The sequence below is a fragment of the Cryptosporangium sp. NPDC051539 genome (assembly GCF_044454545.1).
Lineage (GTDB): Bacteria > Actinomycetota > Actinomycetes > Mycobacteriales > Cryptosporangiaceae > Cryptosporangium.
In genome coordinates, this window is sequence record NZ_JBITDV010000004.1 from 248850 (window position 1) to 275710 (window position 26861).

The 26861-nt window shown below is 71.5% G+C and carries 29 protein-coding genes; 12 read left to right on the plus strand and 17 right to left on the minus strand.

Annotated features, from left to right (window positions below; genetic code table 11):
* Window positions 1-83: 83 nt before the first annotated feature.
* Window positions 84-842 (minus strand): SDR family oxidoreductase, encoded by a 759-nt coding sequence (locus ACIBZJ_RS14785; protein WP_395929555.1) that lies wholly within the window; start codon window positions 840-842, stop codon window positions 84-86.
* A gap of 288 nt (window positions 843-1130) precedes the next feature.
* Here ACIBZJ_RS14785 and ACIBZJ_RS14790 point away from each other — a divergent pair, with 288 nt between their 5' ends.
* On the plus strand, window positions 1131-2300 hold the full coding sequence (locus ACIBZJ_RS14790; protein WP_395929557.1) for a xylose isomerase: 1170 nt from the start codon (window positions 1131-1133) through the stop codon (window positions 2298-2300).
* On the opposite strand, the gene ACIBZJ_RS14795 is transcribed toward ACIBZJ_RS14790, so the two are convergent.
* Complete coding sequence (locus tag ACIBZJ_RS14795) at window positions 2297-3868, minus strand: class I adenylate-forming enzyme family protein (RefSeq protein WP_395929559.1); 1572 nt, start codon at window positions 3866-3868, stop codon at window positions 2297-2299. The genes ACIBZJ_RS14790 and ACIBZJ_RS14795 overlap by 4 nt on opposite strands.
* A gap of 69 nt (window positions 3869-3937) precedes the next feature.
* On the minus strand, window positions 3938-4333 hold the full coding sequence (locus ACIBZJ_RS14800) for a DUF3224 domain-containing protein (RefSeq protein WP_395929561.1): 396 nt from the start codon (window positions 4331-4333) through the stop codon (window positions 3938-3940).
* Between the two features lie 89 nt (window positions 4334-4422).
* Here ACIBZJ_RS14800 and ACIBZJ_RS14805 point away from each other — a divergent pair, with 89 nt between their 5' ends.
* Window positions 4423-4902 (plus strand): nucleoside deaminase, encoded by a 480-nt coding sequence (locus tag ACIBZJ_RS14805; protein WP_395929563.1) that lies wholly within the window; start codon window positions 4423-4425, stop codon window positions 4900-4902.
* Window positions 4903-4983: 81 nt separating this feature from the next.
* Window positions 4984-5376, plus strand: coding sequence for a hypothetical protein (locus tag ACIBZJ_RS14810; protein WP_395929565.1), 393 nt, complete (start codon window positions 4984-4986; stop codon window positions 5374-5376).
* On the opposite strand, the gene ACIBZJ_RS14815 is transcribed toward ACIBZJ_RS14810, so the two are convergent.
* The 4 genes from ACIBZJ_RS14815 to ACIBZJ_RS14830 all read right to left on the minus strand — a co-directional run bounded on the left by ACIBZJ_RS14815 (window position 5373) and on the right by ACIBZJ_RS14830 (window position 7532).
* Window positions 5373-6338 (minus strand): hypothetical protein, encoded by a 966-nt coding sequence (locus ACIBZJ_RS14815; protein WP_395929567.1) that lies wholly within the window; start codon window positions 6336-6338, stop codon window positions 5373-5375. The genes ACIBZJ_RS14810 and ACIBZJ_RS14815 overlap by 4 nt on opposite strands.
* A gap of 34 nt (window positions 6339-6372) precedes the next feature.
* Window positions 6373-6990, minus strand: coding sequence for a hypothetical protein (locus tag ACIBZJ_RS14820; protein WP_395929569.1), 618 nt, complete (start codon window positions 6988-6990; stop codon window positions 6373-6375).
* 126 nt (window positions 6991-7116) lie between these two features.
* Window positions 7117-7392 (minus strand): hypothetical protein, encoded by a 276-nt coding sequence (locus ACIBZJ_RS14825; RefSeq protein WP_395929571.1) that lies wholly within the window; start codon window positions 7390-7392, stop codon window positions 7117-7119.
* Window positions 7389-7532, minus strand: a complete 144-nt coding sequence (locus ACIBZJ_RS14830; RefSeq protein ID WP_395929573.1) for a hypothetical protein — start codon at window positions 7530-7532, stop codon at window positions 7389-7391. The genes ACIBZJ_RS14825 and ACIBZJ_RS14830 overlap by 4 nt, the downstream gene beginning before the upstream one ends.
* Here ACIBZJ_RS14830 and ACIBZJ_RS14835 point away from each other — a divergent pair.
* Together ACIBZJ_RS14835 and ACIBZJ_RS14840 are read left to right on the plus strand one after the other, a co-directional pair.
* Window positions 7500-7625, plus strand: a complete 126-nt coding sequence (locus ACIBZJ_RS14835; protein WP_395930226.1) for a hypothetical protein — start codon at window positions 7500-7502, stop codon at window positions 7623-7625. The genes ACIBZJ_RS14830 and ACIBZJ_RS14835 overlap by 33 nt on opposite strands.
* A gap of 89 nt (window positions 7626-7714) precedes the next feature.
* On the plus strand, window positions 7715-9334 hold the full coding sequence (locus tag ACIBZJ_RS14840; RefSeq protein WP_395929575.1) for a diguanylate cyclase domain-containing protein: 1620 nt from the start codon (window positions 7715-7717) through the stop codon (window positions 9332-9334).
* On the opposite strand, the gene ACIBZJ_RS14845 is transcribed toward ACIBZJ_RS14840, so the two are convergent.
* From ACIBZJ_RS14845 to ACIBZJ_RS14880, 8 genes are all read right to left on the minus strand, one after another.
* Complete coding sequence (locus tag ACIBZJ_RS14845; protein WP_395929577.1) at window positions 9229-9741, minus strand: DM13 domain-containing protein; 513 nt, start codon at window positions 9739-9741, stop codon at window positions 9229-9231. The two genes, ACIBZJ_RS14840 and ACIBZJ_RS14845, sit on opposite strands and share 106 nt — an antisense overlap.
* A 120-nt stretch (window positions 9742-9861) precedes the next feature.
* Complete coding sequence (locus tag ACIBZJ_RS14850) at window positions 9862-10524, minus strand: 4'-phosphopantetheinyl transferase family protein (RefSeq protein WP_395929579.1); 663 nt, start codon at window positions 10522-10524, stop codon at window positions 9862-9864.
* Window positions 10518-11510 (minus strand): expansin EXLX1 family cellulose-binding protein, encoded by a 993-nt coding sequence (locus ACIBZJ_RS14855; RefSeq protein ID WP_395929581.1) that lies wholly within the window; start codon window positions 11508-11510, stop codon window positions 10518-10520. Before ACIBZJ_RS14855 ends, ACIBZJ_RS14850 begins: the two co-directional genes overlap by 7 nt.
* A 244-nt stretch (window positions 11511-11754) precedes the next feature.
* Window positions 11755-12402: a histidine phosphatase family protein gene (locus ACIBZJ_RS14860; RefSeq protein WP_395929583.1), complete on the minus strand. Its 648-nt coding sequence runs from the start codon at window positions 12400-12402 to the stop codon at window positions 11755-11757.
* Window positions 12402-13463, minus strand: coding sequence for a phosphotransferase family protein (locus ACIBZJ_RS14865; RefSeq protein ID WP_395929585.1), 1062 nt, complete (start codon window positions 13461-13463; stop codon window positions 12402-12404). Before ACIBZJ_RS14865 ends, ACIBZJ_RS14860 begins: the two co-directional genes overlap by 1 nt.
* Before the next feature lie 34 nt (window positions 13464-13497).
* Complete coding sequence (locus ACIBZJ_RS14870; RefSeq protein WP_395929587.1) at window positions 13498-14394, minus strand: carbohydrate ABC transporter permease; 897 nt, start codon at window positions 14392-14394, stop codon at window positions 13498-13500.
* The gene (locus tag ACIBZJ_RS14875) at window positions 14391-15338 is read right to left on the minus strand and encodes a carbohydrate ABC transporter permease (RefSeq protein ID WP_395930228.1); all 948 of its coding nucleotides are present in this window, start codon (window positions 15336-15338) and stop codon (window positions 14391-14393) included. Before ACIBZJ_RS14875 ends, ACIBZJ_RS14870 begins: the two co-directional genes overlap by 4 nt.
* Window positions 15296-16684, minus strand: a complete 1389-nt coding sequence (locus tag ACIBZJ_RS14880; RefSeq protein ID WP_395929590.1) for an ABC transporter substrate-binding protein — start codon at window positions 16682-16684, stop codon at window positions 15296-15298. The genes ACIBZJ_RS14875 and ACIBZJ_RS14880 overlap by 43 nt, the downstream gene beginning before the upstream one ends.
* Window positions 16685-17016: 332 nt before the next feature.
* On the opposite strand from ACIBZJ_RS14880, the gene ACIBZJ_RS14885 reads away from it, so the two are divergent.
* Genes ACIBZJ_RS14885 through ACIBZJ_RS14900 form a run of 4 tightly spaced genes read left to right on the plus strand, consistent with a single transcriptional unit; the run spans window position 17017 to window position 21548 of the window.
* Complete coding sequence (locus ACIBZJ_RS14885) at window positions 17017-20175, plus strand: nitrate- and nitrite sensing domain-containing protein (protein ID WP_395929592.1); 3159 nt, start codon at window positions 17017-17019, stop codon at window positions 20173-20175.
* Window positions 20172-20603, plus strand: a complete 432-nt coding sequence (locus tag ACIBZJ_RS14890) for a roadblock/LC7 domain-containing protein (protein ID WP_395929594.1) — start codon at window positions 20172-20174, stop codon at window positions 20601-20603. The genes ACIBZJ_RS14885 and ACIBZJ_RS14890 overlap by 4 nt, the downstream gene beginning before the upstream one ends.
* Entirely contained in the window at window positions 20600-20974 is a 375-nt protein-coding gene (locus ACIBZJ_RS14895) for a DUF742 domain-containing protein (protein WP_395929596.1), read from the plus strand. The genes ACIBZJ_RS14890 and ACIBZJ_RS14895 overlap by 4 nt, the downstream gene beginning before the upstream one ends.
* The gene (locus ACIBZJ_RS14900) at window positions 20955-21548 is read left to right on the plus strand and encodes a GTP-binding protein (RefSeq protein ID WP_395929598.1); all 594 of its coding nucleotides are present in this window, start codon (window positions 20955-20957) and stop codon (window positions 21546-21548) included. The genes ACIBZJ_RS14895 and ACIBZJ_RS14900 overlap by 20 nt, the downstream gene beginning before the upstream one ends.
* Here the strand turns inward: ACIBZJ_RS14900 and ACIBZJ_RS14905 are convergent.
* A complete protein-coding gene (locus ACIBZJ_RS14905; protein ID WP_395929600.1) occupies window positions 21541-22704 on the minus strand; it encodes a geranylgeranyl reductase family protein in 1164 nt (387 codons plus the stop codon). The two genes, ACIBZJ_RS14900 and ACIBZJ_RS14905, sit on opposite strands and share 8 nt — an antisense overlap.
* A gap of 202 nt (window positions 22705-22906) precedes the next feature.
* Here ACIBZJ_RS14905 and ACIBZJ_RS14910 point away from each other — a divergent pair, with 202 nt between their 5' ends.
* Window positions 22907-23230, plus strand: coding sequence for a DUF3040 domain-containing protein (locus ACIBZJ_RS14910; RefSeq protein ID WP_395929602.1), 324 nt, complete (start codon window positions 22907-22909; stop codon window positions 23228-23230).
* Here ACIBZJ_RS14910 and ACIBZJ_RS14915 read toward each other — a convergent pair.
* The gene (locus tag ACIBZJ_RS14915; protein ID WP_395929604.1) at window positions 23224-24276 is read right to left on the minus strand and encodes a sugar ABC transporter substrate-binding protein; all 1053 of its coding nucleotides are present in this window, start codon (window positions 24274-24276) and stop codon (window positions 23224-23226) included. The two genes, ACIBZJ_RS14910 and ACIBZJ_RS14915, sit on opposite strands and share 7 nt — an antisense overlap.
* Before the next feature lie 82 nt (window positions 24277-24358).
* On the opposite strand from ACIBZJ_RS14915, the gene ACIBZJ_RS14920 reads away from it, so the two are divergent.
* Both ACIBZJ_RS14920 and ACIBZJ_RS14925 read left to right on the plus strand, forming a co-directional pair.
* A complete protein-coding gene (locus ACIBZJ_RS14920; RefSeq protein WP_395929606.1) occupies window positions 24359-25609 on the plus strand; it encodes a diguanylate cyclase domain-containing protein in 1251 nt (416 codons plus the stop codon).
* Between the two features lie 221 nt (window positions 25610-25830).
* Window positions 25831-26844: a coiled-coil domain-containing protein gene (locus ACIBZJ_RS14925; RefSeq protein ID WP_395929608.1), complete on the plus strand. Its 1014-nt coding sequence runs from the start codon at window positions 25831-25833 to the stop codon at window positions 26842-26844.
* Window positions 26845-26861 lie beyond the last annotated feature (17 nt).

The window sequence follows — 26861 nt, forward strand, 5'->3', positions numbered from 1 at the left end:
CGCGGAGCAAGCACGGGGGCGGGCGCTTTGGCGGGCGCCGCGTCGCCCGTAGGCACCGCGCCAGGCCCAATCACTTACCTAACTTAGGTAAACCGACGCAGCAGCGCCGTCGGAGCCACCCGGTACAGCGGGGCGATCAGCCGCCACGGCCGACCCGGCACGTACGCCGACGCGGGCTCGCGCTCGATCGCCCGCGCGAGCGCCCGGCACCCGGTCTCGGCGTCGACGATGAACGGCAGTCCTTCGGCCTTCTCGTTCAGCTCGGTGCGGATGTAGCCGGGCTGGATCGTGGTGACCCGGATCGGGGTGTCGGCGACGTCCATCCGAATACCCTCGGCCAGCGTCGACAGGCCCGCCTTGCTCGCCGCGTAGACGCCCGCGGCTCCGCGCCCTCCGCGCAGACCGGCGATCGACGAGATCGCGACGAGATGACCGGCGTTCTGTTCCCGGAACAGCTCCATCGCGGCCTCGCACTGGGCCAGCGCGGCGACGAAGTTCGTCTCGGCGGTCTCTTTGTTCGCGTCGAACCGGCCGGTGCCGATCGGCGCACCCCGGCCCGACCCGGCGTTGACCACGACCCGGTCGATCTGCCCCAGCCCGCTGGCGAACGACCGGAACGTACGGAACACCGCGGCGTGGTCGTTGACGTCGAGGCTGTGGATCGCGACCCGGACACCCGGGTAGGTCCCGACCAGCTCCTCACGGAGAGTCTCCAGGCGATCGAGCCGGCGGGCGCAGAGCGCGAGGTTGCGCCCGCGGGCGGCGAACTCGCGGGCCAGGCCGGCGCCGAGTCCGGAGCTGGCTCCGGTGATCAGGACGTTGGTGCGCACGGTGCGTGGCATCGGAGGCCTTCCGGACGTGCGGTGGCGGCGGTCTGACGATTCTGACTCCCGCCCCACCAACCCCAACAGGCGCCCTGGCATCGCCCAGGATCACGTTCCGCGCGAGATCCGTCACTGAACCTGGATCCGGAGAACTGGGATCCGATAGGGTGCTGCTCCCGGGTGCCGAAAGATCCTTTATTGACGCTTTGTAAAGGACGATTGATGACGTCGTGGTTAGGCGGCGCGCCGTTGAGTGACGGTGTGAGGCGAGGCGCCCGGACATGAAGACTTGTCGGGGGGCCAGGCATGAGTGACGGTCCACTCTCGTACTCGGCCGATCTGCATCCGGCCGAGAGCCTCTTCGACGTCGTTGAACAGCTCGATCGCTACTCCGAGCCGATCCGGCGGGCGGTCGGCACCGAGCGCCTGGGGCTCGGGCTACGGCTCCCCGCGAACGTCGCGTACAGCCTCGCGCGCGATCGCTCGGCGCGCCGCCGGCTCCGGGTGGAACTCGCCGCCCGGGGCCTGGAAGTCGTCACGTTGAACACGGGCAGTGACGAGCCACGCTGGAACGAACCCGCCCGGCTGCAGTACACGCTCGATTGCGCCGCGGTGCTGGCCGACCTGCTCCCCGACCGCGTCGCCTACGGCACGCTCGGCACGCTGCCGCTCGGCTGGCGCGCCCCGTGGACGCCCGCCGCCGACGCAGCCGCCGAGAGACTCCTGCGGACGCTGGCCGCGACGCTGCGCACGATCGACGCGGTCAACGGCCGGCCGGTCGTGCTGGCCGTCGAACCGGCACCGGGCTACGTGCTCGAGACCGTGCCGGACGCGGTGCACTGGCTGGCCGGTCGGGTCGATCCGCGATACGTCGGGCTCTGTGTCGACACGTCGGCGCTGGCGGTGTCGTTCCTCGACCCGGCGGCGGTGGTGTCGGCCGTCTACCGCGCCGGGCTGCGCGTCCAGAAGGTGCAGGCGGCCACCGCGGTGCAGGCGGACGACCCGCGCGACCCGGCGACGCGCCGCGCGCTGGCGAGCCTGACCGGGGAAGTACCGCAACAGGTACGCGAACTCCTTCCCGACGGGCAGACGCGCGGCGCCGACGATCTGCCGGATGCGCTGGCGCACCTTCCGGGCACCGGCCCGTGGCGGGTGAACCGCCACCTGCCGTTGCATACCCGGCCGGCAGCACCGCTGCGAGCGACGACTGCGGTGCTGCGGCAGACCGTCGACGCCGTGCTGGCCGCGACGGGCCCGGCCGACTTCCCTCAGGTCGAAGTCGACGTGTGCCCGAGGGCCGCGGGGCTGATCGATCAGGCGACGCTGGTCGCCGGGGTGGCGGCCGACATCGCCGGGGTCGCGGCGCTGCTCGACGAACTCGAACTCGACCCGGAGGAGACCGACGGTGGCCTGCGCCTCAGCGCGCAGAGCCTGGCCGGTCCGATGACCCGGGTCGGCAGCGCCTGGGTCGGCTAAACGCCCTTCCGCAGCGCCTTCCGGTCCAGCTTTCCCACCGACGTCAGGGGTACCGCGTCGACGATGCGGACGTCCCGGGGGTACTTCACCGCGGCCAGCCGGGTCTTCCCGTACGCGACGAGGTCCTCCGACGTGGCCGCCGAACCGGGCGTGAGCTGCACGAACGCCACGACTTCCTCGCCGTGCCGCGGGTCCGGCCGTCCGACGACCGCGCACAGCACCACGTCCGGATGCGTGAGCATCGCTTCCTCGACGTCCCGCGGGTAGACGTTGAACCCGTCGCGGATGATGAGGTCCTTGATCCGGTCGACGACGTAGAGGTGCCCGTCGGAGTCCCGGTGGCCGATGTCGCCGGTGTGGAACCAGCCGTCCCGCATCGCGTACGCGGTCTCCTCCGGCGAGTGCCAGTACCCGCCCATCAGCATCGGGCCGCGGGCGCAGATCTCGCCGTCTTCGCCCGGCTCGGCGTCCGACCCGTCCGGTCGCACGATCCGCAGCTCGACGTTCGGCATCGGCACTCCGACGCTGCCCGGTTTCTCGACGCCCGGCTGCGCCCCGGTGGTCGCGCCGCCGAGCTCGGAGCACCCGTAGCCCTCGACGACCTGGACGTCCGGCAGCCGCTTCTTGAAGTCGGCGACGACCTGGGCCGGCAGTGGCGCACCGCCGCTGGCCAGGCGGCGCAGCGCGGACAGATCGTAGTCTTCCATCGGCTGCGCCAGCACCAACTGGAGCATCGACGGCACGACCGCACCGATCTCGGCCCGGTGCTCGCTCGCCAGCGCGAGCCAGCCGGCCGCGTCGAACCACCGCATCAGGACGCTCGTCCGCGGCGTCGCGGCATGCAGCGGCATCACGCTCACGGTCAGCCCGAAGACGTGCGAGAGCGGCAGCGGCAGCAGCGCGACGTCCAGCGAGTCGTCGTCCCCGCCCGCGTGCTCCATCGCCCAGGCGGCGGCCGACATCGCGTCGTGGCTGAGCATGACGCCCTTGGCCCGGCCGGTCGTCCCGCCGGTGTAGAGCAGCCCGGCCAGGTCGCCCGGCGCCCGCGCGACCTGGACCGCCTCGTCGCCCGACTCCAGCTCGCCGAAGTCGAGCACGGCGGGAGTGGCCGCCTCGCCCGGCGCCACCCGGGTCGGTCCGGCGCCGCCGGCGACGATGATCGCGCGGACCGTCGGAATGCCCGCCGCCGCGGTCTGCACCTTCGGCAGGAACTCCGGCGTCGTGACGACGAACGACGCCTCGCTGTCGTCCAGCACGTGCGCGATCTCGGCGTCGCTGAGCAGGAACAGCACCGGCGTCGTCGCACCGCCCGCCCACCAGGTGCCGTGGTACGCGACCCCCACCTCGGGACAGTTCGCCATGCAGACGACGACCCGGTCGCCGGGGCGCAGCCCCGCCGCGATCAGCCCGGCGGCGAACCGGCGCGCCCGGGCGCCGAGCTCGGCGTGGGTCCAGCGCCGGCCCTCGAAGATCAGCACGCTGTCTCCGATCCGATCCCAGGATCGTTCGGCCAGCTGCGGGAGCGTGCTTCCGGTGGGAGCGGTGACGGCGGTGTGGACGTCGGTCATCAGTGACCTCCTCGCGACGGCAACGTCCACGGTAGAGCCGCCCGAGGTCCGCTCACTTGTGAACCGCGATTATTGCGGGAGGTCGTAGTCGAGCGTGAGCGTGTGCGAGCCGTCGTCGTGCCGCCCGATCACGGCCGTGCCGGTCAGCCCGGCCAGTTCACCGGTGCCGGAGTCGTCGACGATCAGCCACCGTGCGTCCTGCTGGGTGGCGGCGTGCAGCAGCACGAAACTGCCCTTCCGGCCGTGCAGGCTGCCGGTGATCCGCTCCAGCGCCACGTAGACGGCCGAGCCCTCGACCGGGGTCTGCGCGGCGAGCATGCGCACGGTGCTGGTGGCGTCCAGGTCACCGGTGAACGTCTTGGCGAGCAGCGCCTCCGACACGACGGTCTCACCGGGCCCGCCGTCGGGCGCGCCGACGGGTTCGAAGCTGTCGACGGTGAACGAGCCGGTGGCGGAACTGGACACGAGGGGTCCTCCAGAAATATTCGACGAAGGGTCGAGGGCAATCGTGGCGGCAATACCTGACATCCCTTGTCAGGAGGGAGGATGAGCACATGGCACTCACCGGTTCCGATGCCGATCACCTGCGGACCGCGATCGAGATCGCGCGGCACGCCCGGAACAACGGAAACCACCCGTTCGGTGCGATTCTGGTCGACGCCACCGGCACCCAGGTCCTGGCGGCCGAGAACAGCGTCGTGACCGGCCGAGACGTCACCGGCCACGCCGAAACCAACCTGGTCCGGCAGGCCGGCGGACGCTACGGAGCCGACGAGCTCGCCGCGTACACGCTCTACACGAGCACCGAGCCGTGCGCGATGTGCGCGGGCGCGATCTACTGGGCGGGCATCGGCCGGGTCGTGTACGCACTCGGTGAGAACGACCTGTACGAGATGACCGGCGCGAACCCGGAGAACCCGACGCTGTCTCTGCCGTGCCGCGAAGTGTTCGCCCGCGGGCAGCGTGCGGTCACCGTCGACGGGCCCGCCGACCTGCCCGAAGCCCGGGCGGTTCACGCCGGCTTCTGGACCTGAGTCACCGTCACGATCAGGTCTCACAGTTCGCGCACATCTGACGTCCAGCGCAGGCTCACTTCCGGAGCCGACAACAGAGGCATGACACTCACGACCGAAAGCCTGTGGGGAGCACTCCCCGACGAGCTGCCCGGGCCTCCGGTCCTGGTGACCGTCGTGGGGGCGCCCGGCAGCCTGAACGCACTGGCCGAACAGTTACCCGCGCACTGGATCGTCCGCAGTGCCGCGCTGGAGGACGTCGGCGACACCGATCTGCTGGTGATCGGCCGGGCCACCGGCCACCGGGTCGCGGCGGCGGTCCGGCAGCACCCGGGCACGCCGGTCGTCGGACTGCTCGACAGCTACGCGCCGGCCGAGCAGGTCGTGGAGGTCCTGGAGGCCGGCGCGGACGCGTGCGTCCGGTCCGGGCAGCCGGCGCTGGTCGGGAGCCATCTGCGGGCGTGCCACCGGCGGCGAGGGCCCGCGTGGCACTAACGGTTGCTCGTGTGTTCCTGGATCAGGTCCAGACCCGCGTCGGACTCCGTCGGTAGCTGGAGCGTGCGCCGGGAGACGGGCAGGAACCGGCGGTCGGCGTAGATCAGCACCAGGTAGAGGAAGAGCAGCGCCACGCCGATCTGCAGGGCGACCGGCACCTGGACCGACCGTCTGGCGGCCGGCGCGGCCCGTGCTGCCTCCGGTGGTCCGGACGCCGGTGGGCCCGCCGTTTCGAGCGCCGGAAAATCGGGCGGCGCCAGCGCGGGCGCGACCAGCGCGGGCGCGAGGGCGTCGGCGACGGAGTCCGGCGCGGCCGGGGCGACCTCGCGCGCGGCGGACTTCCCGGCGGGCTCGGGCAACGCCCGGGGCGGAGCCACCACGGCCGGCGGATCGACCGGCTCCGGACGGGCCACGGCCTCCGGCCCGGCGATCGGCGGACCGAGCGGCCCCGGCGCCGCTCCCGGACGTTGCATCCCGGGCTTCTGCGCGGCCGGACGCTCGAACCGGCGGGACTCGACCGGCTGCTGTGGGGCCGGACGTTCCTGCACCTGAGGCCGCGGGAACTGAGGCCGCTGGGCCTGCGGTTGCCCTCCCTGCGGTTGCTGAGCCCGGGGTCGCTGAGCCCCCGGTTGCTGGGCCCCCGGTTGCTGGGCCCCCGGTTGCTGGCCGCGCGGTTGCTGGGCCCGGCGCGGCGGAACCGAGCGCGGCGGAACCGAGCGCGGCCGCAGCGGGCGCTCCCGAGCCCGGCGGGGCGGGGTCCAGTCGGGTTCCTGCGGCACCGGTGCCAGCCGGTACTCCCGGGGTGGAGCGTCGTCCCAGGTCCAGGTGTCACCCCAGCCACCGGGCGCGCCCTGCCCGTAGGCGCCGGGTACCTCCCACGCGCTCCGGGAGTCCCACAGCGGCCCCCAGTCGTCGTCCGCGACCGCCGGTGACGCCGAGCAGCAGAGGAGCAGCACGCCCACGCACGCAGCCCCCACCACCGACCTTCCCATACGGTCATGAAAGACCCTTTCGTCTTCTTTTGGACGAATCAACACGCGAAATCAGAGCCGTCGCCGCGGTGAGCAGTACCGGCGCGAGCGTCAGCGCCACCGCGATCAGCACCCATCGTTTTGCCGGTTCCGGACGCGGGTCCTGCCAGTCCTGGCGCCAGGAATTTGCCACCACGACCCCGTGGTACACCGCCGCCGCGACCGGGCACCCCAGCGGACGCCCGAGCGCCGCGCACCGCGCGTCCAAGGCCCGTCCGAAGGCCGCGTCGATCGCCTCGCGCGCCCACGGCCCCAGCGGTAACCCGACCTTCGCCGCGTAGCGCAGCAGGTCGTAGCCCAGGTCGTGGCTCCGGCACGGCCCGGAGAAGTCGTACCGCGTGGCCCCGGTCGGTGCCGAGCACGCGCCGCCCGGCGACGCCCAGGTGACGCCGGACCGCACCGGCCGGTACCCCATCACGGCTGCGAAATCGGCCGGCGGCACGAACTGCCTGCCGCTGGTCAGCTCGGACACCGCCGCCCCGGCCGCGGTGTCCCGCCGAGGCTCCGACACCGCCGACGCCGAACTTCCGCCGAGCCCGAGCGCGAGCAGAACCGCGAGCGCCACCGTCCACAGTCGCCGCATCCCGACCACTCCTCCCGGCAGCGGCCGATCGCTGCCGGAACGAAGAGTGCGGCGTCGAACGGGTCCGGATCGTCCGGCTCGGGAGCGATCCGGGGCGTCGCTCCCCCGCATGACGCGAGCCCGATCTCACCCGTCAGGACCAGCCCGGACACCCTGCAGACGGGCTACCGCGACGAAGCCGGAGAGGAACCGGGACACGGCGCTCGCTCTGCTCCGCACGAACCCGGCGCTCGCCTGGTACGCCGGAGTCGTCGCGATCGTGCTGCCCGCCGGTTCCTCGTTCTCGACGCCGACCCGTGGTCGTGGCCCCCTGCTGGGCCTGACGCTGATCGCCGCGTTCGCGAACATCTGCCCGGACGCCGCGCGGCGTCGCAGCCGGGGCCCGGCTCGACGGGCTGTCACCGGAGGCCACCGCGGACGTCACCGCGATCAGCCGGACCGCCCGGGAAGCCCTCGACGAGGTCCGTGGGCTGCTCGGCGTCCTGCGTTGTGACGAGATCTCCGAGGCCCTGGTCGTCGCCGAGCAGACGGTCAAGACCCACGTCGGCCGGATCCTGGCCGAGCTCGACCTCCGTGACCGCGCGCAGACGGTCGTACTCGCGTACGAGTCGGCCCTGATCGAACCGGGCGGGTGAACCTTCAACCCCACGGTGCCGCTGCCGATGGAACACCGACGGGCCGCCTCCGGGGGAGAGCCGGCCTATCCGTGTGCCCAGGAGGTGACGTGGAGAGACGCCGCGCGCTCGCCGTCACGATCGTCGTGTTCGCCGCAACGTACTACGCGATCGCGCTGTTCCTCTCCGGCGGCACCACCGCGTTCAGCATGGTCGCGCCGATCGGCGGCGCGCTGGCGTGTTACGCGGCGGCGGCCGGTGCCGGCTGGGCCGCGCGGAGCGCGACGCTGACCACCCGGCGGGGCTGGACCGGGGTCTCGATCGGCCTCGCGATGTGGGCGTCGGGCAACTCGCTGAGCTTCGCCTGGTACCTCAGCGGCGAGTCCGCGTACACCCACGTCGTCGACGCCCTGTACCTGTCGGCGATTCCCGTGCTGCTCTACGGGTTGACGTCGCTGCTGGCGGCGCAACTCCCCACGATGCCGGTCCGGATGGTTCTCGACGGCCTGATCATCGCCGGTTCGTTGTTCGTCGTCAGCTGGGGCGCGGTGCTCGGGAACGTCGCCGACACCGAGAAGGCCGACATCAACTGGGCGATCGCGATGGCGTACCCGATCAGCGACGTGGTGATGGCCAGCGTCGTGCTGCTCGTGCTGTCGGCGGGCGAGCCCGGGAGCCGGGCGGCGCTCGGCCTGCTCAGCGCGGGCTTCCTGCTCACCGCGGGCGGGGACGTCGGCTACGCGCTGCTCGACCGGCTGGGCAGCTACAGCAGCAACGGCGTCGTCAACCTGGTCTGGTTCGTCTCCTACGAACTGATGCTGCTGGGCGGCGTCTGGGCCGCGACCGGCCGGCAGCGCGCGGCGAAACGGGTCGAGTTCCCGCCCTACACGCTGCTCCCGTACCTCCCGTTCAGCCTCGCGATCGCGACCGCGGTGGTGGTGTCCTTCACCCCCGCAGGGCTCGGGCCGGTGATCGTCGTGACCACGTCGTCGCTGGTGATGCTCGTGATGGGCCGGCAGCTCATGACGACGCGGGAGAACGTCGCGCTGACCGCCCGGCTCGAGGCGACCGTCGCCGAGCTGCGCTTGCGCGAAGAGGAACTCGAGCACCGCGCGTACCACGACGGGCTGACCGACCTCCCCAACCGGACGCTGTTCCACTCGCGGGTGGAGACCGCGATCGCCGAGCACGGCGGCGACGTGATCGTGCTCTACGTCGATCTCGACGGCTTCAAGGGCGTGAACGACCGGCACGGGCACACGATCGGCGACGCGCTGCTGGTGGCCGTCGCCGAGCGGCTGCGCCGATGCGTCGGGCCGGAACACCAGGAATGCGTGGCCCGCCTCGGCGGGGACGAGTTCGCGGTACTGCTGCCGGGCACGACCGATCCGGCGACCGGCACCACGATGGCGTCCCGGATCGTCACGGCGGTCGGCGGGATCAGGGAGGTCGACGGCTACGCGGTGACGATCGGCGCCAGCGTCGGCGTCGCGGTCAACCAGAGCGACGGCCGGGTCGGCGAGCTGCTGCGGGCCGCCGACCTGGCGATGTACGCGGCGAAGATCGAGGGCAAGGGCCGGTACGCGCTGGTCGGCTCGGCGGTCGGGATGCCCGAGGGAACGGATCACACCGCGGTGAGTTCGGCCGCTCCGAACGAGACGTGGAACCGGGCACACCAGATCGAGACGCTGGTCAGCGTCGTCAAGTCGGCGTCTTCGGGCACCGGGTAGTTCTGGCTGCCGAGGTTGCCCTTGAGCGGCCCGAGCTCGACGTGTTTGTCGTCGTCGAACACCCGCCAGCCGGACGTCCCGGCGATCACCGGGGCGTTGGTGAGCCAGACCCGGACGTCCGGGCCGTCGGAGGTCTTCAGGTCCTCGATCCGCAGGATCCGGGAGCCGTCCGGAAGCCGGAGGATCGTCACGGTGCCGCTGGTCTCGTGCTCGTGGCTGATCAGCCGGCCGCGAGCCAGCACCGTGGTCCTGACTTCCACCGCGCCGGCTTTCGGCGACGGGACGGCCGGCGCGGACTCCTCGACCGTGGTGTTCGTGAACGCACGCCAGGGTTCGAACAGCGCCAGCGCCGAGCCCAGACCGAGGCCGACGATGGCGACGAACGTGATCAGCAGCGGCCGACGCACCGGCTCTCCTCAGGACGTGGGCGGCGCGCCCGGCAGCGGCGCCGAAGTTCCCCCGAAACTATCGACGAGGGGCACTGCGGCCCGTCAGCTAGGCGACGTTCGGAACATCAGGGAGCCGACTCAGCCGGCCTGTAACTCGGTCACCGCGAGGCCGGGCGTGTCCAGCGCGGCCAGGCAGGCCCGGTATCCGTCGCCGGGGCTCAACGTCCGCAGGGTGGTTCGTGCGGGCAGATCGGCCCGATGAGCCCGCACCAGCGCGGGTACCGCGTCCGGCGGCGACACCAGGATCTCGGTGAGGCCCACCCGCAGTCCCTCGCCGGTCGCCTTGAGCACGGCTTCCTTCCGTACCCAGTAGGTGACCAGGTCTCCGCTCTCCCCCGGGCCGAGCACCATCGGCGCCAGATCCGGGTGGTCGGAGACCTCCTCGACGTCGACGCCGAGCGGGCCGGTGCGGCCGATCGCCACCGCGACCCGGTCGCCGGAGTGCGAGATCGAGCACTCCCAGCCGTCGGCGGGCAGCGTCGGGCGTCCGTGCGGGCGGTCGCAGTCGGGACAGGCGCGGTTGATCTCCACCGCGCGAGGCTCGACGCCCAGGTGCGCGCCCGCGACGAGCCGGAGCAGCCCCGCCGCGACCGTGAACCGCGCGCGGTCGGCGTCGCGCCGGTAGGACTCGGCGCGGCCTCGCTCGATCGGATCGAGCAGGGCCGCGTCGGGGCCCGCTCCGGTGAGCGGGCGGGCCCACCAGACCTGGCACTCCCCCGGATGGAGGCGGGGGATCAGCACTTAGCGGGTTCGGCGACCGCGGTGGTGGCGTCGGGGCGGCCGTTGGCCGCCGTCGTGGGGGCGTCGGTGGCTCCGACCGCCGGCGGCAGCGTCAGCGTGTGCTTGGGCGACGGCGAGGCCTTCGCCGTCGGCGAGGCCGTCGACTTCTTGGTGGTCGTCCGCTGTTGCCGTCCGCCGCCGGAGCCCGAGTACATGTCGACGCCGGTGCTCTGGGTACCGGACTGCAACTGGACCCCGTTGACCGTGGTGACGTGACCCTGGACGTCGGTGAGCGTGACGGTGAACGGACCGCCGCCGGCCCCGTTGTTCGCGACCCAGTATCCGTCGCCCTGGCGGGAGAGGCTCTCGCCGTTGACCTTGACGCTGGTCAGCTGGTTGCCGTGGTTGATCGGCAGGATCGCCAGGTAGTACTCGTTGACGTCGTTCATCTTGAACTTCAGCGGACCCGGCAGCGCCGGGTTCACCGCCGCGCGGTAGGTGACCGGGACGTCGCCCGCGTCCGGGTCGGCGAGCTGCGAGAACGCCTTCTCGCTCATGTCGATGTGGCCGACCGGGCAAGGCCCGCACGAGTCGACGACCTGCACCCGGACCGTGTTGCCGTTCGGGCCGGTCACGTTGAGGTACATGCCGCAGGCGGCACCGTTGGCGAACTCCTCGAGCCCGAGCGCGACGTACATGCCGTCGGCCGGCGCGCCGTCGTAGGAACAGCCGGAGCCACCGGACGCGGCGAGGTCGAAGAACGTGGTGTGGCCGGAGTGGGACTCACCCGGCTGGGGCACCGCGGGTAACGCCATCGGTGCGATGCGTGGTTCCGCGGCGCAGGCGGCCTCGGACAGGCCTTTCATCGCGCCGACGAGCAGGATCACCGAGGCGAGCACGGCCACGCCGATGAGCGCGGGAGCGCCCCACGCGAGCCAGCCGCGCTTTTTGCGCCGCTTGCCCTTGTGGTGTTCGTGTTGCTGCTGTGGCGGTTCGTCTAAGTCCAACGGTGTCACGTCGAGTGAGCCCTTTCATTCCCCCGGCGGACATCCTGCCTCACGAGGCCAACCCTGACTACCGGCGCCTCCCAGGAAACCTCAACCTTTCACCAACAAATAAGTTGCCCCCTTCAACTGGGCGGCCCGCTGAGGGCTCCAGGTCAGAACGAAGATGCCCCGCCGGGAGGTCGGTGCTGTCCTCGGGGGGCTCCACCTCAGAACGAGATGCCCCGCTGGGAGGCGGAACAGGGGGCTAGCGGTAGGTGACTTGGTTCGGGGGGAGGTGGGTGTGGTCGTTGAAGGAGATCAGGGCGGTTCCGCCGCGACCGGAGACGATCTTGGTGATGCCTCCGTTGATGACCACGCGGTGCATCGCGACGCAGCCGGCGGGCGGTAGCGAGAGCAACCCGGCGCAGATCGCCGTGATCGCGCCGCCGGACGTGAACACCGCGCCCGACCCTCCGCGCCCGAGTTCGGCGAGCAGGTCGTCGAGCCCGGCCCGGGCCCGGGCGGCGAACTCGGCCCAGGTCGGCAGGCCCCCTGGCGTCACCGCCCCGGAGATCCACTGCTCCAGCGCGACGTCCAGCACGGCTTGGAACTCACGGGAGGACGTCGGCACCGGACCGTCACCGAGGGCGGCCGCGAGGCCGAGGTGGTCGTACTCGTCGAAGCGGTCGTCGACCGCGAAGTCCTCCGGCAGGCCGGCCGCCTGCAGACAGAGCTTCGCGGTGTCCCGCTGCCGGCTCAGCGACCCGGAGACCGCTCGATCCGGGCGGACGCCCCGGGCGGCGAGCGCGGTGCCGATCGTGCGGGCCTGGACCCGGCCGAGGTCGGAGAGCGCGTCGTAGTCCGCGGCCCCGAACGAGGCCTGGCCGTGTCGGATCAGCAGGACGACGGCCATCAGCGGGCGGCCTTCCGGGCGCGCCGGATCAGGTAGTTGACGTTGACCCAGAAGTGCCGGAACGCCGGGTTCCTGGTCTGCTTGTGGTGGTAGCGGTAGTAGATCTGCTGGGCGATCGCGGCCAGCCGGAACAGCCCGAACACCTCGTAGAAGGCCCAGTTCTCCGGCGACAGACCGGCCCGGTCGCAGTAGTACTCCACGACTTCGCGCCGGGTCGGCATGCCGGGCAGATGGGTGGGCTGCCGCCGCGCCCGCTGCGACAGATACGGGTCGTCGTGCTCGATCCAGTAGGCGAGCGCACCGCCGAGGTCCATCAGCGGGTCGCCGATCGTCGCCATCTCCCAGTCCAGGACGCCGACCACCCGCATCCCGGCCGTCTCCGGAAGCGCAGCGTCCGGGGCGAGCACGACGTTGTCCAGCCGGTAGTCGTTGTGGATCAGGCACGAGCGGACGTCGTCGGGCTGGTGGTCGGCGAGCCAGGCCATCACCCACCCGGCCTTCGGCACGTTCCACGTGCGGGCTTTGCGGTACCGGTCCGACCAGCCGCGGACCTGCCGCTCCACGTAGCCGGCCCCGCGGCCGAGGTCGGTGAGCCCGGCCGCGCCCGGGTCGACGTCGTGCAGCTCGACGAGCGTGTCGACGACCGTGAACGCCAGCGTCCGGGCGTCGAGCGGGCTGAGTGACACCTCGGGTGGGAAGTCCTTGCGGGGGATGATCCCGTCCAGCTTCTCCATGACGTAGAAGTCCGCGCCCAGGACGCCGGGGTCGTCGCAGAACGCGATCATCTCCGGGACGTACCGGAACACCGGCTTCAGGTGCTTCTGCACCCGGTACTCGCGGCCCATGTCGTGGGCCGACGACGCCTTGCGCCCGGCCGGTGGACGGCGGAGGATCAGCTCCCGGTCGGGGTAGCGCAGCAGGTAGGTGAGGTTCGACGCACCGCCGGAGAACTGGCGCACCTCCGGCTCGGCGCCGAGGCCGTCGACCCGGCCGGCCAACCACTCGTGCACTGCGGCGACGTCGAAGGCGTCCTCGGTGCGTACCGCTCTGTGATCCACCACGGTCCGAGACAGTACCGGCCTCCTGTCTCAGCGCTCAGCCTTTCTCGGCACCTCCGGTCAAGCCTTCGACGAGCAGCCGCTCACCGGCGAAGAACAACGCGACGATCGGGGCCGTGAGCAGCACGGATCCCGCCATCAGCACGGTCGTCGGGATCTCGATCGTGCCGGCCAGCTGGGACAGCCCGAGCGACACGGTCCACCGGTCGCGCCGCTCGACCAGGAACAGCAGCGCGAACAGGTACTCGTTCCACGCGATCATGAAGACGTAGAGCGCGGTCGCGGCCAGAGCCGGACGTGAGAGCGGCAGGCTCACCCGCCAGATGACGCCCAGCCGCCCGCATCCGTCGAGCTGGGCCGCCTCCTCCAGGCTCACCGGGATCGTGGCGAAGTACCCGCGCAGCATGTAGAGCGTCACCGGGACGGTCTGGGCCACGTACACCAGCACCAGCGCGACCAGCGAGCCCCGCAGCCCGAGCCGGCTGAGCACCACGTACAGCGGGATCGCCAGCACGATCGCCGGGAACAGGTAGACGGCCAGGAACAGCGCGTCCACCTGCCGCCGCCCGGCGAACCGCAGCCGGGTCACCGCGTACGCACCCGGGATCGAGACCGCGAGCGTGACGACGACCGTCGCCACCGAGACCACCGCACTGATCCCGATGAACCGGACGAAGCCCTGGCCGCCGTCCGCGACCGACTTCAGCACCTCGCCGTACGCGCTCGGATCGAGTCCGGTGGGAGCGATCGAAGCCGGCGAGAGCTGCACGTCCTGGATCAGCCGGAACGACAGCAGCACCATGTAGTAGAACGGGAAGATGCTGACGAGCGTCAGCACGACGATCGTGACCCAGCGGGCGACGCCGAACACGACGTTCTCGACCCGGTCGCGATCCCACCGCCGGCGGCCGGCCACCGGAGCCGCCGCGCTCATGCCGGCCTCCCCCGCCCGACCAGGCGGAGGTACACACCGATGAACAGCGCCAGCGCCACCGCGAGCACCAACGCCTCGGCCGACGCGGCCCCGATGTCGCCGCGACTCGTCAGGAAGTCGTAGACCCGGACGCTGACCACCTCGGTTCCCGAACCGCCGCCGGTGAGCAGGTAGACGTCGTCGAACTTGGTGAACGTCAGCACGAAGCGCAGCACGGAGAGCACCGCGATCACCGGCAGCAGTTGCGGCAGGACGACGTGCCGGAACCGCTGGCTCGGGGTGGCTCCGTCGACGAGCGCCGCTTCCTCGAGATCGCCGGGCAGCGCCTGCATCCGCGCCAGCAGGAACAGGAACGCGAACGGGAAGTACCGCCAGCCCTCGAACAGGATCACGGTGATCAGCGCGGTCGGCACGCGCATCCCGAGGAACGTGCCGGAGACCTGGTTGAGGAAGTCGACCGGCCGGTCCCAGCCCAGCAGCTTCGTGCCCCAGGCGTTCAGGACGCCGTACTCCGGGTTGAGCATCGTCTGCCAGACGAACGTCGCCCCGACGACCGGCGCGATGTACGGCAGCAGGAACGAGGCGCGGACCAGCGTCCGGCCGCGGAACGGGTGGCGGACCGCGAGCGCGGCCGCGAGCCCGAGCCCGATCGAGAGGCCCACCCCGCCGACCGTGTAGGCGACGGTCGTCCAGAGCGTGTCCCAGAATCCCGGGCTGCCGAAGACCCGCTCGACGTTCTGGGTCGTGAAGCTGCCGAACAGTCCTTTACGGCGCAGGTCGATCACCCTGACCCGCTGGAACGCCAGCAGGATCGTCCAGAAGATCGGGGCGACGACCACTACCAGGACGATGACCAGCGTCGGCGTCAGCAGCCCCCAGCCGGTCCTCGTCTCACCCCGGCTCACTCGATGCTCTTCTTGATGTCGGCGATCTCGTCGTCGCAGCGGGACGCCGCCCCGGACGCGTCGATCTGCCCGCTGGTCAGCGCGTTCACGGCCTTCGCGACCGGTAGCTCGGCGAGCGTGGCCCCGACCAGCTTGCCCTGGCCCTGTTCGATGCCCCACCGGTCGAACGTGCCGATCGACGAGACGAGCTGGTCGACCAGGGCCGCCGGGTACACGGTCGCGAGCGGGGCCTTCTTGTCCACCCCGGCCGGCAGCTTGCGCCAGGCGTCCACATAGACGGTTCTGTTCGACGCGTCACCGGTGCGGACCGGCACCTTGCCCTCGGGCGCCTGCCCCAGCCAGCGGGCGTAGCCGTCGGACATCATGAACTGCACGAACTTCTTCGCGTTGGCGGTCTGCGCGGTAGCGCTGATCGCCCAGGAGACGACCTCGCCGAACTGAGCCGGCTTCGGACCGTCGTGGCCCTTGATCGCGGTGACGACGCCGGTGTTCTTGGCCAGGTAGGACGGATCCGACTGGCACTGCGGACAGTTCGGCAGCGTGTCGGAGCGCAGCCCGGCGAGCTCGTCGAGCAGGAACGAGGACCAGATCACCATCGCGGCGCGGCCGGAGAAGTAGGTGGCGCGGGTCGAGTCGACGCTCTGCGCGCCTTTCACCGAGCTGGTGGAGAGCAGCTTCTGATAGAAGGAGAACGCGTCGACGCACTGCCGGCTACCGATGGTGATCTTCCCGCCGTCGTCGACCATCTCGCAGCCGTTGCCCAGGGCCAGGTGCTCGAACGTCTGCGCGGTGAACGCGTCGTCGGCGACGGTCGCCGACGTGATGCCGACCTGACCGCCCGCGGTCAGCTCGCGTGCCGCGGCGGCGATCTTCTCGTAGGTGTCGGGCGCGGCCAGCCCGGCCTTGGTGAAGAGGTCGGTCCGGTAGAAGAGCAACTGCGCCCACGCGTCGCTGGGGACGCCGAGCGACCGGTCGCCGTCCCTCGTGAGCGTCAGCGCGCGCGGCGTGAACGTCTCCGGGCCCAGCGTGCTGAGAACGTCGTTCGCGGCACCCGTATCGAGCAGCTCGTTCGCGTTCAGCGACCACAACGCGGACAGCGGGATCGCGCCCATCACGTCCGGGAGGTCTCCGCCCGCGACCGCGGCGATCACCAGCTTGCTGAACTGGTTCTCGTCGACGCCGACGTACTTCACCGTGATTCCGGTGCTCTTCGTGAACTCGGCGATGACCTTCTCGGTCGCGGCGACCCGGTCGGCCTGGTTCTCCAGGCTCCAGACGGTCAGCGTCCCGCTGTCGTCGGACGAGTCGTCGCCCGAGCAACCGGCCAGCACGGTCGCGCCCAGCAGCGCGGCGAGCAGGGTGGCGATCCAACCGGGGCGGGTCATCCACGACTCCTTCCGGGAAGTCACAACTCGTCTCAGAATCGCACCGATCAGTGGATTTGGCAGCTACTGCCGCAGATCAAGTCGAAACCGGTTAAGTCGTACGTCCCGGGGTGTCGTTCGACGAGAACACGCGGTGACGGGAACGCGTCTCACCTGTAACGCCGGTCCCACCGGTCCCACCGGTCCTGACAGTCCTGAAAAGAACAGTCCTTGTCGCCTCAACCGTCACTTTGCTAGCGTCCGCCCGCAGGACAATTCCGGGTCGGTCCTGCATCAACGCAACCTCCGGCGCACCTTCAGGTGCCGACCCGGGCCCGTCGGTGCGAGGTGCGATGAAGTTCCGCAGCCGGTCAGTCCTGGCGAAGCTCGTTTCCCTCCTCGCGCTGCCGCTGATCACACTGGTAGTGCTGTGGGCGATCGCGGCCAGCGTCGCGCTGTCCGATGCGGTCACGCTGCTCGCGGTCTCCGGCCGTTCCAACGAGATCGGCTTTCCCGGTGCGACTCTGGCCGAGGCTCTGCAGGTCGAGCGCAAGATCTCGGTCGTCGACGTCGGCGCGGGCCGGCGCAACAGCGCCGAGCTGGCCGCCGCGCGCAAGACCACCGACAGGGCCTACGCCAATTTCAAACGGAAGGCGCTCGACAACCGCTACTCCGACGGTCTGCGCCCGGAGCTCGACGCCCTGGTGGACGCGGCGAGGGAGCTGCCGGAGCAACGCGCCTGGATCGACACCGGCGCGAGCCCGCGGATGACCGTGGCCGACTACTTCAGCGGCCTGATCGCCAAGATCTTCACCACGCTGTACGCACTGGGCGCGGTCCACGAGCCGGGCCGCGGGCACCGCAGCGACGGCCTGCTGGAGTTCGGAGAGGCCGCCGAGATCTTCAGCCAGGAGTCGGCGATCGTGGCCGGCGCGCTGGCCGCCGGAAGCTTCCAGCCCGACGAGTACGACCGCACGGTCGGCCTGATCAACACCCGCCGGTACCTGCTCGTCAACGTGCAGCAGAAGTACCCGCCCGAGGAGCAGGAGGCGCTCGCCGGGCTCGACGATCCGTCCGAGAACCGGCGGCTGTCCGACATGGAGGACTCGATCATCCGGGACGGCAGCCGCACCGGCCGCCCGCCGATCAACGCGGCCGACTGGGACACCACCAGCGCCGCGGTGACCAAGGCCTACGCCGACTTCAGCCGGGGTGCGGCCCTGCGGTTCACCGAGTTCCTGAAGCCCACCGGGTACCGGACGATCGCCCTGCTGGTCATCGCCGGTCTGCTCGGCCTGATCGCGGTCGTCGTGTCGATCCTGGTCTCGATCCGGATCGCCCGCTCGCTCGTCGCCGAGCTGGTCGGCGTCCAGCGGTCGGCGCAGAACCTGGCGTCGGTGGAGCTGCCCGCGGTCGTCCGGCGGCTCCGGGCCGGTGAGAGCGTCGACGTGAACGCCGAAGTGCAGCCGATGAGCGGGTTCACGATCAGAGAGGTCGCCAGCGTCGCGGCGGCGATGGACGCAGCCCGCTCGACCGCGGTCGAGGTCGCGGTCGAGGAGGCCGACCTGCGGCGCGGTGTCCGCGAGGTGTTCCTGAACCTCGCGCGGCGCAGCCAGGCCCTCGTGCACCGGCAGCTGACGCTGCTGGACGCGATGGAGCGCCGGGAGAAAGAGCCCGACGAGCTCGAGGACCTGTTCCAGCTCGACCACCTGGCGACCCGGATGCGGCGGCACGCCGAGGACCTCATCGTCCTCTCCGGATCGACGCCGGGCCGCGGCTGGCGCAACCCGGTGCCGCTGATCGACGTCATGCGCGGCGCGGTGGCGGAGGTCGAGGACTACGCGCGGGTGCGGGTCATCGGCGCGACCCGGACCTCGCTCGCCGGGCGCGGGGTCAGCGACGTCATCCACTTGCTGGCGGAGCTGATCGAGAACGCGACGACGTTCTCGCCGCCGCACACGACCGTGCACGTCTCGGGTGAACTGGTACCGGCCGGGTTCGCGATCGAGATCGAGGACCGTGGGCTCGGGATGCCCGCCGACCAGCTGGAGACGCTGAACGCCCGGCTGGCCGAACCACCGGAGTTCGACCTGCTGCACAGCGAGCGGCTCGGGCTGTTCGTGGTCGGGCAGCTGGCGCGGCGGCACGAGATCAAGGTGGTGCTGCGCGGGTCGCCGTTCGGCGGGACGACCGCGATCGTGCTGCTGCCCGCGGCGATGGTGATCACGCCCGAGCAGGGACGGCACCGCACGCCACCGGTCGTGACGCCGGCGCAGGACGTGCCGCCGACGCTCAGCATCGCGCCGCTGCCGGTCGAGTCCGTGCCGACCGCGGCGCAGTCCGACCGGGCGTCCGGCGGGGCGTTCGGGCCGGACGAGGCCGTCGCGGCACTGGAGGCGCTGAACGTCGCGCCGCCGGTGGAGCCGGGCGAGCAGGAAGCAGCGCCGGCCGGGCCGTACGAGGAGCCCCCGGCCCGGCCATACGAGGAGCCCGCGGCGTGGCCGGCCGAGACGGCGTGGCGGCCCCGGTCGCCGGAGCCGGCCTCCCAGAGCGATCCGATGATCGCGGCCGCGGAGGCGGCCGAGGCGAACTACGCGCTGCGCGCGGACTACGGCCCGTCGGCGTTGTCCACCGGCCCCCGGCACGCGGCCACCCCGTCGCCGGCTCCGAACGGGAGCGGGAACGGGACCCCGCCGCTGGTGCGCCGGGACCCGGGCGCCGGGTGGGAGAACCTGACCAGCAACGGCCCGACCGGGCTCCCCCGCCGGGAGCGCCAGGGCCCGCGTCCGGACGGCCCCGCGGCTCCTCCCGAGCCGGCTCCCGAAGAGCCGCCGGCGCCCGGGCCCGGGTCGCCGATGGCCACCCGGGAGTCGGCCTTCCCGGAAGACCCGGAGCCCACCGCCAACCCGACCCCTCCGGCGTCCTCCGGCGTGTGGGACGTGGACTTCCGTCCGCGCGGAGTGGCCCGTGCACCCCTCGCCAGCCGGGCCGTCCGCGACACACCGGACGACGAACCCGCAGCCGACGCCACTCCGGCCGACGGCGCCCCGGCCGAGCGGAGCCTCCCCGCCGAACGGGGCCTGGCCGAACTGGCCGCCGCCAACGGTCTGGGCGGGCCGAACGGTCCGGGGCTGCCGAACGGGCAGCCGAACGGCCCGGGCCAGCCGAACGGTCTGGGCGGGCCGGTCCGGAGCGCGGAGGCGCCACCGGCGCCGAACGCGCCGGGCGGGCTACCCCGGCGGGTCCGGCAAGCGAACCTGGCCGCTCCCCTCCGCGAGGGAAGTGGAATGCCGCAGGCTCCGATCGAACCGACCACCACCCGCTCCCCCGAGGAAATCCGTGCCGTCATGGGCTCCTACCAGCGCGGCTCCGTGCTGGGACGGGAAAACGCGGCGCGTACCATCTCCGCGGCGGAGGAACCCCCCGACGAAACGACCGGCGAATCGGCGCGTTCGGACGAGGTACCGGCCGGTCGGGGGATGAACAATGGCGCGCTGGAGGGCGAGCGATGACACAGACGGCGAGAGCCACCGGGGAACTCAACTGGCTGCTCGACGACCTGGTTGACCGGGTGCCGCACGCCGCGCAGGCGGTGCTGCTCTCCTCGGACGGATTGTTGATCGGCGGTTCGCGCGGGCTGAGCCGGGAAGACGGCGAGCACCTCGCCGCGGTCGCCTCCGGATTCCAGAGCCTCGCGCGCGGCGCCGGACGCTACTTCGGTGGCGGCGCCGTCCGTCAGACCATCATCGAGATGGAGAACGCGTTCCTGTTCGTGACCGCCGCGGGCCGTGGTGCCTGCCTGGCGGTACTGGGCGACGCGGAGTCCGATGTGGGGCTGATCGCGTACGAGATGGCGATGCTCGTGACGCGGGTCGGCACCTATCTGACCACCTCGCCGCGCTCGACGGCGCAGAGCCAGGTTGAAGGTGACCAGATGTGAGAGCCGGTCCGGGCGGCACGTGGTACGACGACGAAGCGGGGCCGATCGTCCGGCCCTACGCGATGACGCGGGGGCGCACTCGTCCGGCGCAGGAGCTGGACGTCGTCGCCCTGGTCCTCTCGGTCCAGGACACCGTGCCGATCGGCTCGGGGTTCGAACCCGAGCACGGTCACATCCTGGAGGCCGCCCGGCGTCCGATCTCGATCGCCGAACTGGCGGCCCACCTCGACCTTCCGCTCGGGGTGGTCCGGATTCTGATCGATGACCTGGTCGGCGCGGGATGCGTTGTCGTCCGGCCGGCACCGACTACGGCGGAGCTGCAGAGCCGCCGTCTCCTGGAGGCAGTGATCGATGGACTTCGAGCGATCTGAGACCGTGGGTGAGATCGAGGTCCCGCTCGCACTCAAGATCCTGGTGGCCGGAGGGTTCGGCGCCGGCAAGACCACGATGGTGGGGGTGCTGAGCGAGATTCCGCCGCTGTCGACGGAAGAGGTGCTGAGCGACGTCGGCATCGGCGTCGACGACCTGAGCGGCACCGACCGCAAGGAGACGACGACCGTTGCGATGGATTTCGGTCGCATCACGCTCAAGGACGACCTGGTCGTCTATCTGTTCGGGACGCCAGGCCAGGACCGGTTCTGGTTCCTCTGGGACGAACTGTCCAGTGGTGCGCTCGGTGCGGTGGTACTGGCCGACACCCGGCGGCTGACCGACTGCTTCCCGTCGGTCGACTACTTCGAGCGGCAGGGCACGCCGTTCATCGTCGCGGTGAACTGCTTCCACAGCGTGCAGGCGCACACGGTGAGCGACATCGCCGCGGCGCTCGACCTGGATCCCGGCGTACCGGTCGTGCTCTGCGACGCCCGTGAGCGCTCGTCCAGCCGCGACGCCCTCGTCCGTCTCGTCCAGCACGTACTCCGTCTCTCGATGGCCGCCGCTAACTGAGGGCACGCAGGGTGAGGTCCACCGCCCGGTGGGACGCCAGGCGAGACAGCGTGGTTTCACCGGTGACGAAGCGACGGAAGACGTTCCACGCCGGGGGCGCGGTGGCGATCGCGGCGTGGAACCAGGCCGGTCGGCGGCTGAACGCGGTGTGGAACGCGCGCCCGGCCCGCATCTCGGCGCCGAACACCGACTCGACCCCGGCCCGGTAGCCCGCGGTCGCGAACCCGAGCGCGTTCTCCCCGGTAGCCGCGGCGACCCGCACCGCCGCGGAGCCGGCCAGCTTCCCCGACCGCAGTGCGAACGAGATGCCCTCACGCGTCCAGGGCTCGAGCAGGCCGGCGGCGTCCCCGGCGACCAGTACCCGATCGCGGAACACCGGCGAGTCCTCGGCGCGGCACCGGGTCAGGTGGCCCGACGACCGCAGCTCCGGCGTCCCGGTCAGGCCGAGACGATCGACGAAAGCGGCCAGGTACTCCCGGGTCGCGGCGCCGTTCCCGCGGGCGGCGATGACGCCGACGGTCAGCGCGTCGCCCTTCGGGAACACCCAGCCGTAGGAGCCGGGCAGCGGCCCCCAGTCGATCAGGATCCGACCGGCCCAGTCTCCGGCCGCCGGGTCGGGCCGGGCGAACTCGGTCTCGAGCCCCAGGTCGATCTGGTCGAGCGTCACGCCGACGTACGTGCCCGACCGCCCGGACGTGCCGTCGGCCCCCACCACCGCCCGGGCCGACACCTCACCGGCCGACGTGCGGAGCCGCATCGTCGCCCCGTCGGGCGCCCGCTCCAGCCCGTTGACCGTGACGCCCTCTTCGAGCTTCGCTCCGGCGTCCACCGCGAGCGCGGTCAGGCCCGCGTCCAGCTCGTCGCGGTAGACCAGGTCGATGACCGGCGAGCCGGTCTGCCAGGTCCGGCTCAGCCGGCCGCCCAGCGTGAACGTGAAGCGGTCGATCGAGTCGCGGACCGGGACGTCGAATCCCACCGGCAACGCCGCCCGGGACAGGCCGATCAGCCCGCCGCCGCAGGTCTTGTACCGCGGCAGGACCGCTCGCTCGAGCAGCAGCACCCGGCAACCGGCGTCCGCGGCGACCCGGGCAGCGGTCGCACCCGCCGGACCGGCGCCGATGACGGCAACGTCGTAGTCGGATGCCCCGATTGTCATGCGCGCCACCGTATCCATAAGGCAGAGTTCTCCGAACAACCGATCTAAAGATCTAGTGAGGACCGCCCTAAGAGCGCCTCGAGACGGTCCTGTTCGGCAGGTTTCGACAGGGATGATCCGGGCCATCTTGTGGGCAACGCGTCGGCCGACTCGGCAGCCAGTCCGGGGCGGTGGCGATGCGGGCCGGGGAAGGAGCGCCACCGTGCTGAGCAAAGAAGAACGTCGGCAGTTGTCGGCGATCGAAGCGTGGATCGCCGCGGACGACCCGGCCTTCGCGGCCGGTCTCGCGAACGGACGGCCGCGGTCGCCCCGGCGGGATCGGCGCTGGCCGCTCCAGGCGGTGGTGGCGCTGGCGACCGGGTTCGCCTTGTTCTCGCTGGTGGCCGGTCAGCCGATCGGGCTGGTGGTCGGCAGTGTCCTGGCCTGCGCGGCGGCGGTCGCCGACCAGCTCCGGGCCCGGCGACGGCACGGCTCGGCTCCGGCCGTTCTCCGGCTGCGCCGCCGCGACGGCTTCCAGCCTTACTGACGCGCGTCCGACAGCGGACGCGTGTGGGCCCCGAGGTCCTTCAGGAACGCGTCCGCCCGCGGCTGCGCCCAGGCCTTCTTCGATGCGGCGGACGCCTGCCGCTCCTCGTACTCGGCCACGTTCGCCGTGGTCACGACGTCGCCGGGCGTCACGATCCAGCCGGTCGGCAGCGGCGTGGTGTGGCGGGCGGCCCTGGCCTGGAGTTGGCCCGCGATCATGCCCGTGAGGTAGTGCTCGGGCGAGACCAGCGCGACCAGCTCGCCCTGACGCAGCGCGGTGAGCGACTCCGGGTTGAGATCGTAGGCACCGGCCAGCCAGAGGCCGTGGGTGCGGCGGCGGATCGCGGCCAGGTTGATTCCGTCGTTCTCGCCGGTGCCCAGGAACGCGAGCGCGGCCGGATGCGCGGCCACCAGGGCCTCCCACGCTTTCCGGTTCGCCCCGGCGTTCCGGCCGGTGCGGTAGGGCCCGAGCACGGTGAGTCCGGGGTGCTCTGCGGCGAGACGGGCGCGGAGGCCCCGTGCCCGCGCGTCGAGTGCCCGCGCTCCCGGCTCCGACGTCCCGAGCACCACGGTCGCGCTCGATCCGTCGGGAATCCGCTGGACGATCCGGTCGGCGAGCATCGTCCCGAGCGCGTAGTCGTCGTTGCCGACGTAGAGCCGCACCCGCGCGGAGTGGTCCGGCACGGTGTCGACGGACATCACCGGCACACCGTCGTCGACCGCGGCGGCCATCGGGCGGGCGAACAGCCCGGGCGAGAGCGTCTCGACCGCCATTCCGGCACGGGCCCGTTTGCGCAGTGCGGCGAACATCTTGACCTGCCGGCGACCGTCCGCGGCCGGTGGACCGGTGACGATCGAGTCGACGCCACCCACCCGGTCGACGCCCGCCGCGTAGCCGAGCCCCAGATCGTCGGGGGTCCCGGCCTGATCGGTGACGACGAGCCCGACCGAGGGGGTCCCCCGGCGGGGTGCGTCGCCGCCGCAGGCCGTGGTGCCGGCGGTCAGCGTGAGGAGCAGAGCAACCAGTGTGGCCGCGACCCGGTACATATCACTTAAAATAGGGTATAAGCCGGGATTTACCCGCTAAGGCTGACGTCCGGCCTGCCGACAGAGAACTATGCGGGCCCCCATGCTCGAACGGCGTGCCGTCGCACGGCTCGCGGTGATCGGGTCGGTGCTCGGGCTCGTGACGCTCGCCGGGCTGGCCTCCTGGGGCACGGTCACCACGAATCAGGCCACCACCCACATCCGCACGCTGAACCAGCACGCCGACCACTGGGCCCGGGTCTTCGCCCGCCTCAACCTGGAGCAGGACGCGGCCGAGGACTTCGTCCGGATCAGCGACGACCGGTCCCGCGGCGCGCTGACGTCGATGCTCGGATCGGCCGATACGCCCCTCGCCTGGCTGCGATCACACGGCGACGCGATCGAACAGACGTACGCCGGGCAGATCCAGACCGACTATCGCGCCTACACGTCCGTTCTCACCACTCTTGTCACCGCGCAGAGCCAGGGTGTCTCGCTCACCCGGCTCCACGTGCTGGCGAACGAGGCAGACCTGCGTATCAGCTCGCTCCGGGACCAGTCGTCGGAGGCCCTCGAACGCGAGCGGTTCCAGCTCACCCGCTACCTCGATCGGGTCGATCGGCGCAACAACCGGTTGATGTTCGTATCGGCGCTGACGTTCGGAGTCGCGTTCGCTCTGTCCAGCCTCTGCGGCACGGTGCTGTTCCGGTACCAGCGCCGGATCGAGCGTCAGGCCGACGACAGCCGGCACGCGTCCCTGCACGACCCGCTGACCGGGCTGGCGAACCGGGTGCTGTTCAGCGAACGGATCGAGCGCGCGCTGGCGAGCGCGGAGCGACGGCAGCGGCACGTGGGCGTGTTGCTGCTCGACCTCAACCGGTTCAAACAGGTGAACGACACGCTGGGGCACCACGTCGGCGACGCGCTGCTGACCGAGGTCGCGGCCCGGATCGGGGCCGCGATCCGGGACGCCGACACCGCCGCCCGCCTCGGCGGCGACGAGTTCGGCGTCCTGCTCCCGGACGTCGCGCCGGTCGAGATTTCCGCCGGCGCTTCGGTCGCCGTTTCCGGGGACGCTTTCGTGGACCCGTCGGCGATCGAGGAGGCCACCGACGTCGCCAGGCGGATCAAGGCGGCGATCGAGGCTCCGCTCGAGCTCGAAGGGTCGCCGATCGACATCGGTGCGAGCGTCGGCGTCGCGGTCTACCCGACGCACGGGCTGGCCGCGACCGACCTGATCCGGCACGCCGACTCGGCGATGTACGTCGCGAAACGCAGCGGCCGGGGGGTGGTCGTGCACGTGGCCGACTATCCCGGCGTGCTGGCTCTTAACCCGGCCGGGGAGTCATCTTAAGACTACGTCAACTCACTCTGCGTGAAGTAAGCAGCACGTTTCGCTCCGGGGGTGCCCGTTCACCGTCGATATCTCCGTTGACCTGGCTTTTTACCTTGTCCGCTCGACGGTGAAGGCCGGGGATCGGTTGTCCACAGCCTGATCCGCGCCCGCCGGTTGCCCAGGCGCCTTCGGTACAGTTCCGGCGGATCCGCGGTTGGCGACGACGGAGGACACGCACAGTGACGTACGCGGCTCGACGACGGTTTCCGCTGGTCGTCGTAACGGTCTTCGCTGTGCTGCTCAGCGTCGTCGCGTTCTTACCCCGGGCCGCGCTGGCCGCGGACGACGACGAAGGCGGCACCGGCACGCTCCGCCAGAAGCTGGACGCCGCGGCGACCGGCTACAACAACGCCAAGGCCAAGGTCGCCGCCTCGCAGAAGCGTCAGAAGGCGCTGATCGGCGAGATCGCCGAGACCGAGAAACGCCTCACGACGCTCACCGAGGACGCTCAGCGCCTCGGTGCCGAGGCCTACAAGGGCGGCATGCCCGACCCGCTGACCGTGCTCGCGAACTCGGGCTCGGCCGGCGAACTCGTCGCGAAAGCCTCGTACGTCGACACGATCGCGCGCCAGACGAGCGAGACGCTGAAGGAACTGCGCAGCACCCAGACCAAGCTGACGAACCAGCGCCAGCAGGTCGAGCAGGAGCTCAAGGTCCAGAAGGCGCAGGAGAAGACGATGGCCACGCGCCGCACGGAAGCCGAACGGGCGCTCGTGCAGGCCGGCGGCGGCGACTCGTCGGCCGGGTTCCTCAGCGGCACGTCGGCCGCCGCACAGCCCGCGCCACGCAACTCCGACGGCAGCTGGCCCTCGGAGAGCTGCAGCATCGACGATCCGACGTCCGACGGCTGCGTGACGCCCCGGATGCTGCACACCTACAACGAGGCCCGCGCCGACGGCTTCACGCACTTCACGCACTGCTTCCGGCAGGCGTCGTTCGGCGAGCACCCGAAGGGCCGCGCGTGCGACTTCGCCGCCGACGTGGGTGGGTTCGGCGGGGTCGCCACCGGTGACTCGAAGGCCTACGGCGACCGGCTCGCGGCCTGGGGCGTCGACAACGCCGACCGGCTCGGCGTGCTGTACGTGATCTGGTTCCGGCAGATCTGGCTACCCGGGTCGGGCTGGAAGTCCTACAGCGGAGACGGCACCCCGTCGGGCAACCACGAGAACCACGTCCACATCTCCGTGCAGTAGTCCGTGGGGGCCGCGGT